Genomic DNA, 15,447 nt, shown 5'->3' on the forward strand with positions numbered 1-15,447 from the left:
TGTCAAACATGGCGACGTCCTGCTTGCCGTCGAGGACAAGAACCTGCCGAAAGGCGAGTCCGCCGAGCGCGACGCAGCTGGCATCCTTGCGCCGATGATGAGCGGACGCTCGAGCATCGCGCTGACGGTGCAGCGCGACGGCGCACGGGTGCCGGTCAGCGTGCCCCTCACCTATGCCTGCGCCTTCGGCATCGAGCTGGGCAATTCGGAAAACGTCGTTGCCTACTCGGATGGCCATCGCGTGCTGGTCACGCGCGGCATGCTGAATGCGGTCCGCAGCGACGACGAACTGGCTTACGTGCTGGCGAAGGAAATGGCGCACAACGCCTTGTCGCACGCTACCAAGCAGCGTACCAGTGCGACGATCGGCGGCATCATCGACAACCTGACGCGCATACGCCCGGACATGGGCAGCATGAGCGGCATGGCAGGCCTGCGTCCGATGCCGCAGGACCTCGACGCAATGGCCGACAAGCTCTCGCTCTACATGCTGGCGCGCGCCGGCTACAACATCGACCAGGTGGTGCCGTTCTGGCAGCGGATGGCAATGGAATATCCGTCCAGCGTACTGAATGGATATACGGCACTGCATCCGTCGATCAACTATCGCGTTGCCGCCATGGAAAAGGCGATCAAGGACATCCGCAGCAAGCAGGCGCGCAAGCGGCCCCTGCTTCCCTGAGCGCAAGTGCCCGGCCGGTTATCGTCAACCGGCCGCACTGAGCGCGGTTTCGATATCCGAGCGTTTCAGTCCCGGCGCAAAACGCAGGATGAACTCATAGGTGTAGGCGCGCAGGTAGGCGCCGCGACGCACCGCGAGCCGGGTCACATTGGCCGCGAACAGGTGCGATGCATCGATTGCCCTGAGTCCCGGTGCGAGGTTGTTCTCCACGGCCATCGACGCAACAATACCCACTCCCAAGCCAAGCGACACATACTGCTGGATCACGTCCGAATCCATTGCCGTCAGCACGATGTCGGTGCTGGTCTCGGCTTGCGCGAAGGCGTCATCGATATGGCCGCGGCCGGTGAAGCCGACGTCGTAGGTGATCAGAGGATGCTCCGCCAGGTCCTGCAACGTGACCGTCCTCAGGCTTGCCAGCGAATGATCCTCCGGCACGACAATCATGTGACTCCAGCTGTAGCACGGGAAGGACACCAGGTCCTCGAACTGGCTCAGGCCTTCGGTCGCAATGCCGACATCGGCCTTGCCCGAAATGACCCACTCCGCGATGTGTTCCGGCGAGCTTTGCTGCAGGGCGATGCGTACATCCGGGAAGGCTGAACGAAAAGCCTGGACCACTTTCGGCAGCACATAGCGCGCCTGGGTGTGCGTGGTGGCGACGGCAAGCGTGCCGCTGCGTTCACCGGCGTATTCACGGCTGGCCTGGCGCAGGTTTTCCGCTTCGAGCAGCAGGCGCTCGATAATTTGCAGGATGCCCCGGCCGGGGTCGGTGAGGCCGGTCAGGCGCTTGCCGTTGCGTTCAAAGATCTCGACGCCGAGTTCTTCTTCCAGTTCGCGGATCTGGCGGCTTACGCCGGGCTGCGAGGTGAACAGGACGTTGGCGACTTCCGTCAGGTTATAGCCGCGGCGGGCGGCTTCGCGGACAGAACGTAATTGCTGGAAATTCATGCTCCCTCCGTCAAACCGCTTCGTCGACGAAGACGCGCAGGCGTTTCGGACGGACGACCAGGGTTTCGCCTTCCTGCAGCGCGAGCTGGGCGTAACGCTCGGTCGATATGACTGCTTCGATCAACTGTGCATTGTCCGCGCGTTCGAGTTCGAGCTGCGCCAGCGGACCGATTGCATGCGCGCGGCGCAGGCGGGCAACGATGCCTTCCGCGTCCGCGCTGTAGCGCTCCACCTCGATGTCATGCGGGCGCACGAACCCGATGCCTTGCGCGTCGCGCGCGGCGGCATGGTCGGGCGCTTCGAGGCTGATCCCGCCCGCATCCAGCACGCCTTCATGCACGCGGCCGTGGAACAGGTTGACGTTGCCGAGGAAGCCGTACACGAAAGGCGATGCCGGCTGGTTGTACACCTGGTCCGGCGAGCCGATCTGCTCGACCCTGCCCTTGTTCATCAGCACCACCTGGTCGGCCACTTCCAGCGCCTCTTCCTGGTCGTGGGTGACGAAGATGCTGGTGACGTGCAGTTCATCATGCAGGCGGCGCAGCCAGCGGCGCAGTTCCTTGCGCACCTTGGCGTCGAGCGCGCCGAAGGGTTCGTCGAGCAGCAGCACGCGTGGTTCAACAGCCAATGCGCGGGCGAGCGCGATGCGCTGGCGCTGGCCGCCGGAGAGTTGCGGTGGAAAGCGGTCGGCCAGCCAGTCGAGCTGCACCAGTTCCAGCAGCGACATCACCTTCTTGCGGATCTCGGATTCGGAGGGACGCTGGTTGCGCGGTTTCACGCGCAGGCCGAACGCGATGTTCTCGAACACGCTCATGTGCTTGAACAACGCATAGTGCTGGAACACGAAACCGACCTGTCGCTCGCGCACATGGCTGCCCGACGCATCCTCGCCGTCAAGGAAGACCTGGCCGGCATCCGGCTGTTCCAGGCCGGCGATGATGCGCAGCAGGGTCGTCTTGCCGCAGCCGGAAGGACCGAGCAATGCCGTCAGCTCACCCGGAGGAAAATTGAGCGAGACGTTATCAAGCGCGACGAAACTGCCGAATCGCTTGTTGATGTTCTTGACTTCGATACCCATGATTACTGTCCCTCGTGTAGCGGTTGCAGGTTGCTGTCGGCGGCGCGCCATTCGACGAACGTCTTGAGCGCCAGCGTGACAAGTGCGAGCAGTGCGAGCAGCGATGCCACCGCAAACGCAGCCGCGAAGTTGTATTCGTTGTAAAGGATTTCCACCTGCAGCGGCATGGTGTTGGTCTCGCCACGGATGTGGCCGGACACCACCGATACGGCGCCAAACTCGCCCATCGCACGGGCGTTACACAGGATCACGCCGTACAGCAGGCCCCATTTGATGTTGGGCAGCGTGACGTGCCAGAAGGTGCGCCAGCCGGAGGCGCCGAGTACCAGTGCGGCTTCTTCCTCTTCCGTGCCTTGCGACTGCATCAGCGGAATCAGTTCCCGTGCGACGAAGGGGAAGGTCACGAAGATGGTGGCCAGCACGATACCGGGCACGGCGAACAGGATCTTGATGTCATGGTCGCGCAGCCATTCGCCGAACCAGCCCTGGGCGCCGAACAGCAGCACGTAGATCAGGCCCGAAATCACCGGTGATACCGAGAACGGCAGGTCGATCAGCGTGAGCAGCACGTTCTTGCCGCGGAACTCGAACTTGGCGATGGTCCACGCAGCGGCGACGCCGAACACCAGGTTGAGCGGCACCGCGATCGCGGCCGTGAGCAGCGTCAGCTTGATCGCCGAGATCGCATCCGGCTCCACGATCGCCGCGAGATAGGCATCCCAGCCCTTGCGCAGCGCCTCGGAGAACACCGCGAGCAGCGGAATGAACAGGAACAGCGTCAGGAAGGCGAGCGCGATGCCGATCAGCAGCGCGCGCACCCACACGGGCTCGACGGTGGCCGCTGGTGCGTAGGCGGGTTCGCCCCGCGCCTGGGCGGAAATCGGTAGGGTAGCAGCAGCTCCGGCCATGTCAGACTTTCTCCGCCCGGCCGCGCTTGCGGGTCCAGGCTTGCAACAGGTTGATGGTCAGCAGCAGGACGAAGGACACCAGCAGCATCACCACGGCAATCGCGGTGGCGCCGGTATAGTCGTACTGCTCCAGCTTGGTGATGATGAACAGCGGCGTAATCTCGGACACCATCGGCATGTTGCCGGCGATGAAGATGACCGAACCGTATTCGCCGGTGGCGCGCGCGAAGGCCAGCGCGAAACCGGTCAGCAGCGCCGGCAGGATGGTCGGGAAGATCACCTTGGTGAAGGTCTGCAGGCGATTGGCGCCGAGGCTGGCGGCGGCTTCTTCGAGTTCGCGCTCGGCCTCCTCCAGCACGGGCTGCACCGTACGCACGACGAAGGGCAGTCCGATAAAGGTCAGCGCGACCAGCACGCCCAGCGGCGTGAAGGCCACCTTGATGCCGAGCGGTTCGAGGTAACGGCCGATCCAGCCGTTGGCGGAATACAGGGCGGTCAGGGCAATGCCGGCGACCGCGGTCGGCAGCGCGAAAGGCAGGTCCACCAGCGCATCGATGATCTTCTTGCCGGGGAAGCGGTAGCGCACCAGCACCCATGCCACGATGCCGCCGAAGATGACATTGATCAGCGCCCCGAGCAGCGAGGCGCCGAAGGTCAGCTTGTACGACGCGACGACACGCTCGTTGGTCACCGCCGTCCAGAATGCGTCCCAGGTCAGCGTGAAGGTCTTCAGGAAGACCGCCGACAGGGGAAACAGGACGATCAGCGCGAGGTAAGTCAGCGTAAAACCGAGCGCCAGCCGGAATCCGGGAATGACGCGCACGGCCTTGTGCCGGCTCGGCGACGGTGTGATTGCAACTGCTCCCATATACCCTCTTATTACAAATTCAGCTAATGAATGGCGATATTTGCACTCCGTCGTTATAAACAAAACGATTTTTTTTGCATGTCGATAGAACGTTTTCGGATATTGACCGGCTGCGGAAATGCAAATGAAGGCTGGCCGGATGGCCGGAAACAGGCTTCCCCTCATAAAAACAATGACTTACACACTTCAAATGAAAATTGCCGGATGTAATAACAATGTATGCACGGTTCATACATTGTTATTACGTCCGGCAAAATCAAAACGCCACCGAAAACAATATTGAGACAGCTTCCTTCAGGCTGCCGCCCTCGCCGGCTGTAGCGGCAGTCCTCCCGGTTGCCTGCGCACAGCGGAAATGGAAGCGCCCGGCAAGTCCCACAGGTAGCCCTGCGCATGGATGGGTACGCCGCTGAGCGCCGCAATGCGCCCAAGGCTGTCCAGCGTCTCCGCGCTTTCGACCCGCTTGAAAATCAGACGGATGTTGCGTGCCGCGCACTGTTCCAGCAGCCGCAAGGCCGGACCGTCGTGGATGGTCTGGCGGGTATCGACTTTCACCACCTCCGGCCGCACGAGGTCGATCAGCTTGAGCGCTTCGAGCGAGTCGATCGCGTTCATCGCAATGCGGAATCCGTTGCGGCGATAGTTGTCGGCCACATAGTTCGCCAGCCAGCCCTGGTGCTCGACGATCACCGGCAACTGCAGCACGACGCGCCGTTGCGGCAGGTCCAGCATCTTCAGGATGCGGCTGAATGCCGTACCGTGGTTGCCGTCCACCGCCGCCAGCAGGCGCGCGTGCACGCTGAGGTAGAGATCGCTGCCCTCGGACTCGGGCTGCCGGAAGAAATTGATCGAATGCAGCATGCGGCACAGCCGGTCGAGTTCGACCGACTCGTCGTCGTTGGCGGCATGGTCGAGCAGCTTCCACAGGCACAGGCCCTGGTCCGTTTCCGAATAGCTGCGCGCGAATCCCTCGTATCCGATCACCTCGTCGCTGCCGAGGCGGCGGATGGGCTGGAATGCGCTCGTGAGCGTCGAATTGAAATAGCGGCCTGTGGCCCGCCCTTCCGCATCGAGCCAGACGCGTGTGCCGGCCTGGGCGGTGCTGTAAAGGCGGGTCAGGTAGTGTTCCAGTCCCTGGTAAGGAATTGAAGCGGGCATGGCAGCGCCTCCGTCCGTTGGATCGTCAGATCTTGGCGATCGAGACTTCGGTCGCCTTGACCAGCGCGACGACTTCGACACCGGGTTCGAGCCCGAGGTCGCGCACCGAACGGGTGGTGATGACCGAGGTGACGATGCCTGCCGGGGTTTCGACATCGACTTCCGACACGACCGGCCCGTCAATGATGGCCTTGACCTTGCCACGGAACTGGTTGCGTACGTTGATTGCCTGGATGCTCATGGGTTTTCCTTTCAAGCGTGGATGGAGTTCAATCGAAAAGGACGAAGGCTTCCTCCCGCCGCGGCATATGGCCGCGGAAGCCTGGATAAATTGACGGGAAAGGAGGATAGACTGCCGGGGCAGCCTCATGCGCTACATCGGGCAGGCGCAGCCATGGCGGCGTGGATGGCGGGAAGAGACAAGGCCATGGCTGCGATGGACGGGTGCGGCGATTACTTGCGGCCCGGCTGGTAGATCTGGTCGAAGGAGCCGCCGTCCGAGAAGTGGGCCTTCTGCGCCGTGGTCCAGCCGCCGAAGACTTCATCGATCGTGAACAGCTTGACCTTCGGGAACTGCGCCGCGTACTTCTTCGCAACCTTGTCGGAGATCGGGCGGTAGTAGTTCTGCGCCGCGATTTCCTGGCCCTCGTCGGTGTACAGGTATTGCAGGTAGGCTTCGGCCACCTTGCGCGTGCCCTTCTTGTCGACGACCTTGTCCACGACCGCGACCGGCGGTTCGGCCAGGATGCTCAGGGTCGGGGCCACGACTTCAAACTTGTCCGGACCGAGTTCCTTGATGGCCAGGATCGCTTCGTTTTCCCAGGCGATCAGCACGTCGCCGATGCCGCGCTCGACGAAGGTCGTAGTGGCGCCGCGCGCGCCGGAATCGAGCACCGGCACGTTCTTGAAGATCTTCGTCACGAAATCCTTCGCGGTCGCTTCGGAGCCGCCCTGCTGCTTCAGCGCATAGCCCCATGCGGCGAGGTAGTTCCAGCGTGCGCCGCCGGAAGTCTTCGGGTTCGGCGTGATGACGGAGACGCCCGGCTTGGCGAGGTCGTTCCAGTCCTTGATGCCCTTCGGGTTGCCCTTGCGGACCAGGAACACGATGGTCGAAGTGTAGGGAGAACTGTTGTGCGGCAGGCGCTTCTGCCAGTCCTTGGAGAGCAGGCCCCTGGCGGCGATTTCGTCGATGTCGTAGGCCAGCGCCAGCGTCACGATATCGGCATCCAGGCCGTCGATCACCGAACGGGCCTGCTTGCCGGAGCCGCCGTGAGACTGCTTGACCGTCACATTGTCGCCATTCTTGGCCTTCCACTGCGTGGCAAAGGCCTTGTTGAAGTCCTGGTACAGCTCGCGCGTCGGATCATAGGACACGTTCAGCAGCGAGACATCGGCAGCATAGGCGGCCGGTGCGACCAGGGCGAGCGCCAGTGCGGACTGGAGCAGTTTCTTGAGCAACATCTGTCTTCTCCCTAAAGTGGATTTCCGAAGTCGACAGGTTAATGAAGCGCCTATGTAATAAGAACGAATACTTTTGCGCTTCCTTATGCGTTATACATATATAGGACATGAAAAAAGCCGCTCGAAGCGGCTTTTTTGCTAGAAAGTCAATTTACTGCCGGCCGCAACCACAGCCTTTGCCGGGCAGCTTCTTGGTGAGCGACACCGCGTCGGTGCCGAACGCCGTCCTTGTCAGGCCGCAATAGTCGAAACCATGACGTTCATAGAAGTGGCGTGCCGAAAAGGTGCTGGCGACCTGGATTGCGCGCAGGCCCCATTCCTTCGCTTCCGCCTCGAGTGCATCGAGCAGCGCCTTGCCGGTTCCGGTGGACCGCACTTCCGGCGCGATATAAAAGAGGACGATCCTGCCTTGCCGCGTCATGATCGCCACGCCGACAACGTCGCTCCCGGTGCAGGCGACGATGGAATGATGCGATGGGCAATCGAACCACGAGGCCACGTTTTCCGGCGTCTTGTTCCCCAGCCAGGCGGCGAGGATGGTAGCGTCGTTGCGGTGGTCTTCCGCGCAACATTCGGAAATCGAGCGGCACAACATCCGGCAGGTCGGTGCTGCATCCGCCTGCGTGGCGGCTCTGATGACTGCATTCATTCCATTACCAAACAATGCGACTTGTTACATGGTGAAGCCGGCCTGCGGCGCGGCTTCGGGCAAGGTCTGAGGAAAGTATAGCAGTGAACGCCGGAAAGCTTTTTTGGGCCGGAAATTCCTGGCCGGGCACTCAGTTGAGCCGGCCGTTGGCGCCGCCGAGGCTGTAACGTCCCGCCCCAAGGAAGATCAGCGCGATCGCCGCAGCCAGGAACATGCCCTGCAACTCCAACTCCCATCCCCCGGTCTGGTTGAGCTTGAACAGGTCGCCGAGATGGACCAGGCCGACTGCCACGACCATGTTGCCTGCAACAATGAAGGCTGCCAGGCGCGTCCATGCGCCGATCAGGATCAGGATAGGTGCGAGCACCTCACCGACCAGAACCAGATAGGCGAGCGCACCGGGCAGGCCATTCTTTTCCAGCATGCCGGCAATGAAGCCGACGCCGCCAACCAGCTTGCCCACACCGTGAAAAAGAATGAGGACGGCAAGCGCCACGCGCAGGATCAGTTTGCCCACGTCTTCCGATGTGGTGCTCGATACGGCATTTCTCATAGCGGCTCCTTGGATTGCGTCAGGTCGGGCGCGCCGGGTCTTCCGGCGGCTCGTCTGACAGTATGCGCCATTGCCCGTTTTCGCGTATTGCGGGTGCTTAACATTGCCGATTTTGCATAAGGATATGCGGCGCCGCCAAATATCCAAGCGCGAAAGCCTTCGTTCTCATTCAACTGACCGGTGAATAAGATCACCTCTCCTTGTAGGTCATAACCTGTCATGACAGGCAGGCAGAAAGCCAGAGAAATGAAGAACTTCCGCACCGTCGAAGCCTCGCCCGTCCCCCTGCATACCCAGGTCAGGGAGAACCTGCGCGAGCGCATCCTCGACGGCAGCTATCCGCCCCACTCCCGCCTGCCGGCAGAGAGCGAACTGGGCAGCATTTTCGGCGTGAGCCGCATCACCGTGCGCCAGGCGCTGGGCGACCTGCAGCGCGAAGGCATCATCTTCCGCATTCCGGGCAAGGGTACTTTCGTGTCCCGGCCCAAGGCTTACCAGGAACTGGGCCATCTCGAAGGCTTCGCGCAAGCAATGGCGCGCATGGGGCATGACATCCGCAATGTCGTCATCAGCCACCGCCTCGTTGAAGCAAGCGCACAGGTTGCAGAGCGCATGCAGGCCGGCGCGGGCGACACCGTGTCCGAGATCAAGCGCATCCGCCACCTCGACGACGAGCCGGTGTCGCTGGAGATCACTTACCTGCCGCAAGACATCGGCGAGCGCCTGCGCAGCGAAGACCTCGAGCGGCGCGACATCTTCGCCATCCTCGAACAGGGCTACGGCATCCCGCTCGGCCATGCCGACATCCGGATCGATGCGATCCTCGCCGACCGCACGCTGGCGGCCACGCTGCGCGTCGATGAAGGCGCGGCCCTGCTGCGGCTGGAGCGGCTCACGCATACCTCGTCCGGCAAGCCGCTCGATTTCGAATACCTGTACTTCCGCGGCGACGCCTTCCAGTACCGGCTGCGCGTCGCGCGGCATGCACCAATTTCGTAAACAGGAAAGACCATGCAGACACATATACAGACTGTCGACGTGCTCGTCATCGGCGGCGGCACCGCCGGGCCGATGGCGGCCGTCAAGGCCAAGGAAGCAAATCCGCAACTGCGGGTGCTGCTCCTCGAAAAGGCCAACGTCAAGCGCAGCGGCGCGATTTCCATGGGCATGGACGGCCTGAACAATGCCGTCGTCCCCGGCTTCGCGACGCCCGAGCAGTACGTGAAGGAAATCACCGTCGCCAACGACGGCATCGTCAACCAGAAGACGGTGATGGCCTATGCGCAGAACAGCTATTCGATGATCGAGGAACTGGACCGCTGGGGCGTGAAATTCGAAAAGGATGAAACCGGCGACTACGCGATGCGCAAGGTGCACCACATGGGCACCTATGTGCTGCCCATGCCGGAAGGCCATGACATCAAGAAGGTGCTGTACCGCCGCCTGAAACGCGTGCGCGTCGAGATCACCAACCGACTGGTGGCCACGCGCCTGCTGACCGCGGATGACAGCAGCATTGCGGGCGCGATGGCCTTCGACTGCCGCACCGGCGATTTCCACGTGGTGCGCGCCAAGACCGTGATCCTGGCGACGGGCGCCGCCGGCCGCCTCGGCCTGCCCGCTTCCGGCTACCTGTTCGGCACTTACGAAAATCCGACCAACGCGGGCGACGGCTACAGCATGGCGTACCACGCGGGCGCGGAACTGTCGGGCATCGAATGCTTCCAGATCAATCCGCTGATCAAGGATTACAACGGCCCCGCCTGCGCCTACGTGACCGGCCCCTTCGGCGGCTACACCGCCAACAACAAGGGCGAACGCTTCATCGAGTGCGACTACTGGAGCGGACAGATGATGCTGGAGTTCTACCGCGAGCTACAGAGCGGCAACGGCCCGGTCTTCCTCAAGCTGGACCACCTCGCGGAAGAAACGATCAGCACCATCGAAACCATCCTGCACACCAACGAGCGCCCGAGCCGCGGCCGCTTCCACGAAGGGCGCGGCACCGACTACCGCGAGCAGATGGTGGAGATGCACATTTCCGAAATCGGCCTGTGCAGCGGCCATTCCGCGTCCGGCGTGTGGGTCAACGAGCATGCGGAAACAACGGTACCCGGCCTGTACGCCGCCGGCGACCTCGCCTGCGTGCCGCACAACTACATGCTTGGTGCCTTCGTGTACGGCAGGCTGGCCGGTGAAAGCGCGGCGCGCTACTGCGCGGACAAGCCGCTGGCCGAGGTCGACGAAGCCCAGGTCGAACGCGAACGCGGGCGCGTCTGGGCGCCCCTTGCGCGCGAGGATGGCCTGCCGCCCGCGCAGGTGGAATACAAGCTGCGCCGCATGGTGAACGACTACCTGCAGCCGCCGAAGGTGACGCGCAAGATGGAAATTGGCCTGTCGCGCTTCGAGGGCATCCATGAAGACCTGGACCGGATTTCCGCCCGCAATCCGCACGAGCTGATGCGCGCGATGGAAGTGCATGCAATCCGCGACTGCGCGGAGATGGCCGCGCGCGCCTCGCTGTTCCGCACCGAGAGCCGCTGGGGCCTGTACCACTACCGCGTCGATTTCCCCGAGCGCAACGACAGCGACTGGTTCGTGCATGCGCAGCTGAAGAAAGACGGCGAGCGCATGGCCAGCTTCAAGCGCCCCATCGAGCCCTACATCGTCCGGCTCGACGAAAAAGAACGTGGCGCCTACCACCGCCTGCGCATCAACAAGGAAACGGCGATTGCCTGAAGGAGAAACGAATGCCAACCGCTTTGAACATCACCAGCGTGCCGGTGCGCGTGGACGAGGACAAATGCATCGCGCACAAGGGTTGCACGGTCTGCGTCGACGTCTGCCCGCTGGACGTGCTGGCCATCGACATCGTCAAGGGCAAGGCCACCATGAAGTTCGACGAATGCTGGTACTGCATGCCTTGCGAGAAGGATTGCCCAACCGGCGCCGTGCACGTGGATATCCCCTACCTGCTGCGCTGACCCGCCGATTTTTGATTTGAAAACAAGGAGAATGGAATGAAACTGCACCAGAAGATCCTCGGCCTGAGCCTGGCCCTCGCATTCGGCAGCGCCAACGCCGAGACCATCCGCATCGCCATCGGCACGCAAGACACCACCATCAACTGCGCGACCGGCGGCCTGCTGATCCGCGAACTCAAGCTGCTCGAGAAATACCTGCCGCGCGACGGCAAGTACAAGGATGCGCAATACGACATCCAGTGGAAGAACTTCACCTCCGGCGCGCCGCTGACCAACGAAATGGTCGCCGGCAAGCTCGATATCGGCTCGATGGCGGACTTCCCCGGCTCCTTCAACGGCGCCGCGTTCCAGAAGGCGGGCAAGCAGAGCCAGTTCATCACCGTCCTGTCCGGCAGCACGGTCGGCAGCGGCAACGGCATCGTGGTACCGAAGAATTCGCCACTGCAGTCGCTGTCCGAACTGAAGGACAAGACGATCTCGGTGCCGTTCGCCTCGACCGCGCACGGCATGCTGCTGCGCGCGGTCAAGGCGCAAGGCTGGGATCCCGACAAGGATGTGAACATCACCACCCAGTCGCCGGAAGTCGCCGGTTCCGCGCTCCAGAGCGGCAAGATCGAAGCGCACGCCGACTTCGTCCCCTTCGCCGAGCTGTTCCCGCACCGCGGCTTCGCGCGCAAGATCTACGACGGTTCGCAGGCCAACGCGCCGACCTTCCACGGCAGCCTGGTCGACTCCGAATACGCGAAGAAGTATCCGGAAATCGTGACCGCCTTCCTGCGCGCCGCGATCGAAGCCGACCGCCTCATCGCCGCCGAGCCGGAAAAGTACAGCGAGCTGATCGCCAGGGTCACCGGCATCGAAGCCGAGGTGAACTACCTGTTCCACGGCCCGCTTGGCCTGCAGACGCGCGACTTCACCTGGAAGCCGGAATACCGCCTGGCGGTGAAGACCTCGATCGAAACGCTGCGCCTGCTCAAGCGCACCGAGAGCGACATCGATGCCGAGGCATTCATCACCGACCAGTACATCCGTACCGCGTTCAAGCAGGCCGGATTGGACTATGACGCGCGCCTGAAGAACTACGCAAAGCTGCCGGTGACAGCCAAGGATGCGGCCACCGGCAAGGCGATCACCGATCCGAAGCGCGTTGCCCAGATCTGGGTCGAAGGCGAAGCGCTCGTGCGCCACTACGGCTCACCGGAGTCCGCGCTGGGCGACCTGCTGAAGCTGGAAAAGGCCGGCAAGAAGATCCGCGTCGTGTACGGCCATGACCGTGACAGCGGCCTGAAGCTGTTTGCCGACGATGCGTGGTTCGTCAGCCATGGCAAGAGGGAGTTCAGCGTATTTCTTCTCAAGGAAAGCGCGGAAGCGTTTGCGAAGAAGAATGGCGGGAAGGTGCTGGATTTCAATGGGGCGAAGGGGAGTGTCGCGAGCTGATTCTTGAGTCATGAAGAACAGGCCCCTTCCCTCTTCCAGGGGGAGGGAACCACGCAGCCAAATCGCGAACGCATAGCCGGTCTGAACCATGAGATCAAACACCCTCCCCACTCCGCCCAACTGGCAAAGCACCTCTCGCTTCCTCCTGCGCGTGGCCTCCCTCATCGCCTGCGTCGCCGCATGGCAGTGGGCGTCCACACAACGCATCGATATCGGCATCGTCACCTTCCAGAACGTCCCCTCGCCGACGGACGTCCTCGATGCCGCCTGGTCCCTGGTCCAGTCCCCCAAGCTGGGCGCCCACCTCAAGGCGAGCGTGTACCGCGTGTTCGCCGGCTTCATCGCCGCCGCCGTCATCGGCATCGGCCTGGGCCTGGTGATCGGCCGCTCGCGCTGGCTGGAAGACGTGTTGCTGCCGCCGCTGGAAGTGTTGCGCCCGATTCCCGCCGTGGCCTGGATCCCGCTCGCCATCCTGATGTTCCCGTCGTCGGAAATGTCGATGGTCTACATCACCTTCATCGGCGCGCTCTTCCCCATCCTGCTCAACACCATCCACGGCGTGGAAGGCGTGGACCGGCGGCTGGTCGCCTCGGCGCGCAGCCTGGGCAGCGGAAGCGTGGCGATCTTCATCGAAGTCATCCTGCCCGCCGCCGCGCCGAGCATCGTCACCGGCCTGTCGATCGGCATGGGCACGGCATGGTTCTGCCTGGTGACGGCGGAAATGATCTCCGGCCAGTTCGGCATCGGTTATTACACCTGGGCGTCGTACACCATCCAGAACTATCCCGAGATCGTGGTCGGCATGCTGTTCATCGGCGTGATCGGCATGGGCAGCAGCGTGCTCGTCCGAAAGATCGGCAACGCGCTGATGCCCTGGTACCAGCCGAAAGGAAAATGAACATGAGTGATACCCAACAAGGCGCCATCGATATCGAGCACCTGCATATCCGCCTCGGCAAGGGCAAACAGGAATTCGAGGCATTGCAGGATGTGTCGATGTCGATCCGCCCCGGCGAATTCATCTGCCTGCTCGGCCCCTCCGGCTGCGGCAAATCGACGCTGCTCGGCGCGCTGGCCGGCCATCTCCGCCCGAGCAAGGGAACGATCAGCCTTGACGGGCGACCGGTAGACGGTCCGGCGTCGGAACGCGGCCTGGTCTTCCAGCAGCACACCTTGTTCCCTTGGAAGAAGGTGCTGGACAACGTGGCCTTCGGCCTGAAGATGAAAGGCGTGCCGCGCGCCGAACGCCGTACGCAAGCGCGCGAACTGCTGGAACTGGTCGGCCTGAAAGGCTTCGAGAACGTCTATCCGTCGCAACTGTCCGGCGGCATGCAGCAGCGCGTCGAAATCGCCCGGGTGCTGATCAACCATCCGCGCGTGATGCTGATGGACGAGCCTTTCGGCGCGCTGGATGCGCAGACGCGTCTGAAGATGCAGGAGTTGCTGCTCGACGTCTGGTCGCGCATCCAGACCACCATCGTCTTCATCACCCACGACATCGATGAGGCGCTGTTCCTGGCCGACCGCATCCTCGTGATGAGCCCGCGCCCCGGCCGCATCATCGAGACGCTGGAACTGGACTTCGCGCGTCCGCGCCACACCGGACTCGTCACCTCGCCCGAATTCACCCGGCTCAAGCGCCACTGCCTCGAGCTGCTGCATCCGCAGGGAAAGGTGATCCCGCTGGAACGCCTGAGCCCGCTCGGCGCGCCGGCGGCACGACTCCAATTTGCCATTTGAGGAAATAGATTGAGCACTGTTTTCCACGATCCCGAACTGCAGGATATCGCGCAGCGCCTGCAGGACAACGACGGCGAGGTGCGCCGCATCGCCATCCTAGACCTCGCCGATCTTGCCGGCGATGAGCACGCCGCCTTGCTGGTCGCGGCCCTGCGCGACCCGGTTCCCACCGTGCGCGAAGAAGCGGCACGGGCGCTGGAAGCCTTCGAAAGCAGCGACAGCGTGGCCGGCCTGGTCGCCCTGTTGACCGACGAGGATGCCGGCGTGCGCGAAGCCGCTGCACATAGCCTCAGCGAGCTGAAGCTGCCTGAATCCGCCGCGCTGCTGCTGCCGCATGCCGGCCATGCCGACGCCTTCGTCCGCGCCAGCGTGCTGCGCGCGCTGCGTGAACTCAAGGCGCCGGAAAGCATCGTGCCGGCACTGGCCGCACTGCATGACGCGCATGCATCTGTGCGGCGCGAAGCAGTCGCCGTGGCCGGTTACCTGAAACATCCGGAAGCGCTTCCGGCTTTGACCGCGCTCGCAATCGGCGACCCGGACGCTGAAGTGCGCCGCGCCGCCGCCGGTGCGCTTGGTTTTGCCGGCAGCGGCTCAGTGGACGGTGTGCTGTCCGCCCTCCTGTCGGGATTGAACGACGACGCATGGCAAGTCCGTGAAGAAGCGGCAACCACGCTGGGCAAGCTGCAACGCCAGGAAGCCGGCCCGCCGCTGGTCGCCGCGCTGCAGGACCACTACTGGCAGGTCCGCCTGCGCGCGGCCCGGGCACTGGGGCGCCTGCGCCACCGCGATGCCTTGCCGGCGCTGGTGGAAACGCTGGCGCACCCGGCGGCCAACCTGCGCAAGGAAGCGGCGCTGGCCCTGGGTGAAATCCGCGATGCCGCCGCCCTGCCCGCGCTCGAACATGCATTGCAGGATCCCGATCCCGAAGTGCGCAAGTCGGCCCGGCTGGCCGTCGAGCAGATCAGGTCCGCGTGAGGC

Annotated in this window: 17 protein-coding genes; 8 read left to right on the plus strand and 9 right to left on the minus strand. The window is 63.1% G+C overall.

Going from position 1 to position 15,447, the window contains the following annotated elements:
• Window positions 1–682, plus strand: a 682-nt coding sequence (locus AYR66_RS01640) for a M48 family metallopeptidase (RefSeq protein ID WP_170942256.1), incomplete at its 5' end; no start/stop codon positions are given.
• Between the two features lie 24 nt (window positions 683–706).
• Here AYR66_RS01640 and AYR66_RS01645 read toward each other — a convergent pair.
• From AYR66_RS01645 to AYR66_RS01685, 9 genes are all read right to left on the minus strand, one after another.
• Window positions 707–1,633 (minus strand): CysB family HTH-type transcriptional regulator, encoded by a 927-nt coding sequence (locus AYR66_RS01645; RefSeq protein WP_088706061.1) that lies wholly within the window; start codon window positions 1,631–1,633, stop codon window positions 707–709.
• Window positions 1,634–1,643: 10 nt separating this feature from the next.
• Window positions 1,644–2,711: a sulfate/molybdate ABC transporter ATP-binding protein gene (locus tag AYR66_RS01650; protein WP_088706062.1), complete on the minus strand. Its 1,068-nt coding sequence runs from the start codon at window positions 2,709–2,711 to the stop codon at window positions 1,644–1,646.
• Between the two features lie 2 nt (window positions 2,712–2,713).
• Window positions 2,714–3,619, minus strand: a complete 906-nt coding sequence (cysW, locus tag AYR66_RS01655) for a sulfate ABC transporter permease subunit CysW (protein ID WP_088706063.1) — start codon at window positions 3,617–3,619, stop codon at window positions 2,714–2,716.
• 1 nt (window position 3,620) lies between these two features.
• On the minus strand, window positions 3,621–4,487 hold the full coding sequence (cysT, locus tag AYR66_RS01660) for a sulfate ABC transporter permease subunit CysT (RefSeq protein ID WP_088706064.1): 867 nt from the start codon (window positions 4,485–4,487) through the stop codon (window positions 3,621–3,623).
• Between the two features lie 294 nt (window positions 4,488–4,781).
• A complete protein-coding gene (locus tag AYR66_RS01665; protein WP_088706065.1) occupies window positions 4,782–5,645 on the minus strand; it encodes an EAL domain-containing protein in 864 nt (287 codons plus the stop codon).
• A gap of 25 nt (window positions 5,646–5,670) precedes the next feature.
• Window positions 5,671–5,886 carry a TOBE domain-containing protein gene (locus AYR66_RS01670; protein WP_088706066.1) on the minus strand — a complete coding sequence of 72 codons (216 nt, stop codon included), beginning with the start codon at window positions 5,884–5,886 and terminating at the stop codon, window positions 5,671–5,673.
• Window positions 5,887–6,098: 212 nt separating this feature from the next.
• Window positions 6,099–7,106, minus strand: a complete 1,008-nt coding sequence (locus AYR66_RS01675) for a sulfate ABC transporter substrate-binding protein (RefSeq protein WP_088706067.1) — start codon at window positions 7,104–7,106, stop codon at window positions 6,099–6,101.
• 151 nt (window positions 7,107–7,257) lie between these two features.
• Window positions 7,258–7,755 (minus strand): GNAT family N-acetyltransferase, encoded by a 498-nt coding sequence (locus AYR66_RS01680; protein WP_088706068.1) that lies wholly within the window; start codon window positions 7,753–7,755, stop codon window positions 7,258–7,260.
• A gap of 130 nt (window positions 7,756–7,885) precedes the next feature.
• Window positions 7,886–8,308 carry a DoxX family protein gene (locus tag AYR66_RS01685; protein WP_088706069.1) on the minus strand — a complete coding sequence of 141 codons (423 nt, stop codon included), beginning with the start codon at window positions 8,306–8,308 and terminating at the stop codon, window positions 7,886–7,888.
• Between the two features lie 246 nt (window positions 8,309–8,554).
• Between AYR66_RS01685 and AYR66_RS01690 the strand changes: the two genes are divergently transcribed.
• The 7 genes from AYR66_RS01690 (at window position 8,555) to AYR66_RS01720 (ending at window position 15,444) form a co-directional block, all read left to right on the plus strand.
• Window positions 8,555–9,307, plus strand: coding sequence for a GntR family transcriptional regulator (locus AYR66_RS01690; protein WP_088706070.1), 753 nt, complete (start codon window positions 8,555–8,557; stop codon window positions 9,305–9,307).
• Window positions 9,308–9,319: 12 nt separating this feature from the next.
• On the plus strand, window positions 9,320–11,047 hold the full coding sequence (locus tag AYR66_RS01695; RefSeq protein ID WP_088706071.1) for a fumarate reductase/succinate dehydrogenase flavoprotein subunit: 1,728 nt from the start codon (window positions 9,320–9,322) through the stop codon (window positions 11,045–11,047).
• Between the two features lie 11 nt (window positions 11,048–11,058).
• Complete coding sequence (locus tag AYR66_RS01700) at window positions 11,059–11,292, plus strand: 4Fe-4S dicluster domain-containing protein (protein WP_088706072.1); 234 nt, start codon at window positions 11,059–11,061, stop codon at window positions 11,290–11,292.
• A gap of 36 nt (window positions 11,293–11,328) precedes the next feature.
• On the plus strand, window positions 11,329–12,729 hold the full coding sequence (locus AYR66_RS01705; protein WP_088706073.1) for an ABC transporter substrate-binding protein: 1,401 nt from the start codon (window positions 11,329–11,331) through the stop codon (window positions 12,727–12,729).
• Between the two features lie 88 nt (window positions 12,730–12,817).
• Complete coding sequence (locus AYR66_RS01710) at window positions 12,818–13,627, plus strand: ABC transporter permease (protein WP_088706074.1); 810 nt, start codon at window positions 12,818–12,820, stop codon at window positions 13,625–13,627.
• A 2-nt stretch (window positions 13,628–13,629) separates the two neighbouring features.
• Entirely contained in the window at window positions 13,630–14,469 is an 840-nt protein-coding gene (locus AYR66_RS01715) for an ABC transporter ATP-binding protein (protein ID WP_206047018.1), read from the plus strand.
• 9 nt (window positions 14,470–14,478) lie between these two features.
• On the plus strand, window positions 14,479–15,444 hold the full coding sequence (locus AYR66_RS01720; RefSeq protein ID WP_088706076.1) for a HEAT repeat domain-containing protein: 966 nt from the start codon (window positions 14,479–14,481) through the stop codon (window positions 15,442–15,444).
• The last annotated feature ends 3 nt before the right edge of the window (window positions 15,445–15,447 follow it).

The organism is Noviherbaspirillum denitrificans, assembly GCF_002211445.1.
Taxonomy (GTDB): Bacteria; Pseudomonadota; Gammaproteobacteria; order Burkholderiales; family Burkholderiaceae_D; genus Noviherbaspirillum; species Noviherbaspirillum denitrificans.

What these genes read in the sequence shown, in the direction of transcription:
- AYR66_RS01705 (WP_088706073.1), top strand. Translation starts at nt 11,329, where the DNA reads ATGAAACTGCACCAGAAGATCCTCGGCCTGAGCCTGGCCCTCGCATTC.
- AYR66_RS01670 (WP_088706066.1), bottom strand. Translation starts at nt 5,886, where the DNA reads ATGAGCATCCAGGCAATCAACGTACGCAACCAGTTCCGTGGCAAGGTC.
- cysW (WP_088706063.1), bottom strand. Translation starts at nt 3,619, where the DNA reads ATGGCCGGAGCTGCTGCTACCCTACCGATTTCCGCCCAGGCGCGGGGC.
- AYR66_RS01675 (WP_088706067.1), bottom strand. Translation starts at nt 7,106, where the DNA reads ATGTTGCTCAAGAAACTGCTCCAGTCCGCACTGGCGCTCGCCCTGGTC.
- AYR66_RS01645 (WP_088706061.1), bottom strand. Translation starts at nt 1,633, where the DNA reads ATGAATTTCCAGCAATTACGTTCTGTCCGCGAAGCCGCCCGCCGCGGC.
- cysT (WP_088706064.1), bottom strand. Translation starts at nt 4,487, where the DNA reads ATGGGAGCAGTTGCAATCACACCGTCGCCGAGCCGGCACAAGGCCGTG.
- AYR66_RS01695 (WP_088706071.1), top strand. Translation starts at nt 9,320, where the DNA reads ATGCAGACACATATACAGACTGTCGACGTGCTCGTCATCGGCGGCGGC.
- AYR66_RS01715 (WP_206047018.1), top strand. Translation starts at nt 13,630, where the DNA reads ATGAGTGATACCCAACAAGGCGCCATCGATATCGAGCACCTGCATATC.
- AYR66_RS01665 (WP_088706065.1), bottom strand. Translation starts at nt 5,645, where the DNA reads ATGCCCGCTTCAATTCCTTACCAGGGACTGGAACACTACCTGACCCGC.
- AYR66_RS01650 (WP_088706062.1), bottom strand. Translation starts at nt 2,711, where the DNA reads ATGGGTATCGAAGTCAAGAACATCAACAAGCGATTCGGCAGTTTCGTC.
- AYR66_RS01680 (WP_088706068.1), bottom strand. Translation starts at nt 7,755, where the DNA reads ATGAATGCAGTCATCAGAGCCGCCACGCAGGCGGATGCAGCACCGACC.
- AYR66_RS01685 (WP_088706069.1), bottom strand. Translation starts at nt 8,308, where the DNA reads ATGAGAAATGCCGTATCGAGCACCACATCGGAAGACGTGGGCAAACTG.
- AYR66_RS01700 (WP_088706072.1), top strand. Translation starts at nt 11,059, where the DNA reads ATGCCAACCGCTTTGAACATCACCAGCGTGCCGGTGCGCGTGGACGAG.
- AYR66_RS01690 (WP_088706070.1), top strand. Translation starts at nt 8,555, where the DNA reads ATGAAGAACTTCCGCACCGTCGAAGCCTCGCCCGTCCCCCTGCATACC.
- AYR66_RS01710 (WP_088706074.1), top strand. Translation starts at nt 12,818, where the DNA reads ATGAGATCAAACACCCTCCCCACTCCGCCCAACTGGCAAAGCACCTCT.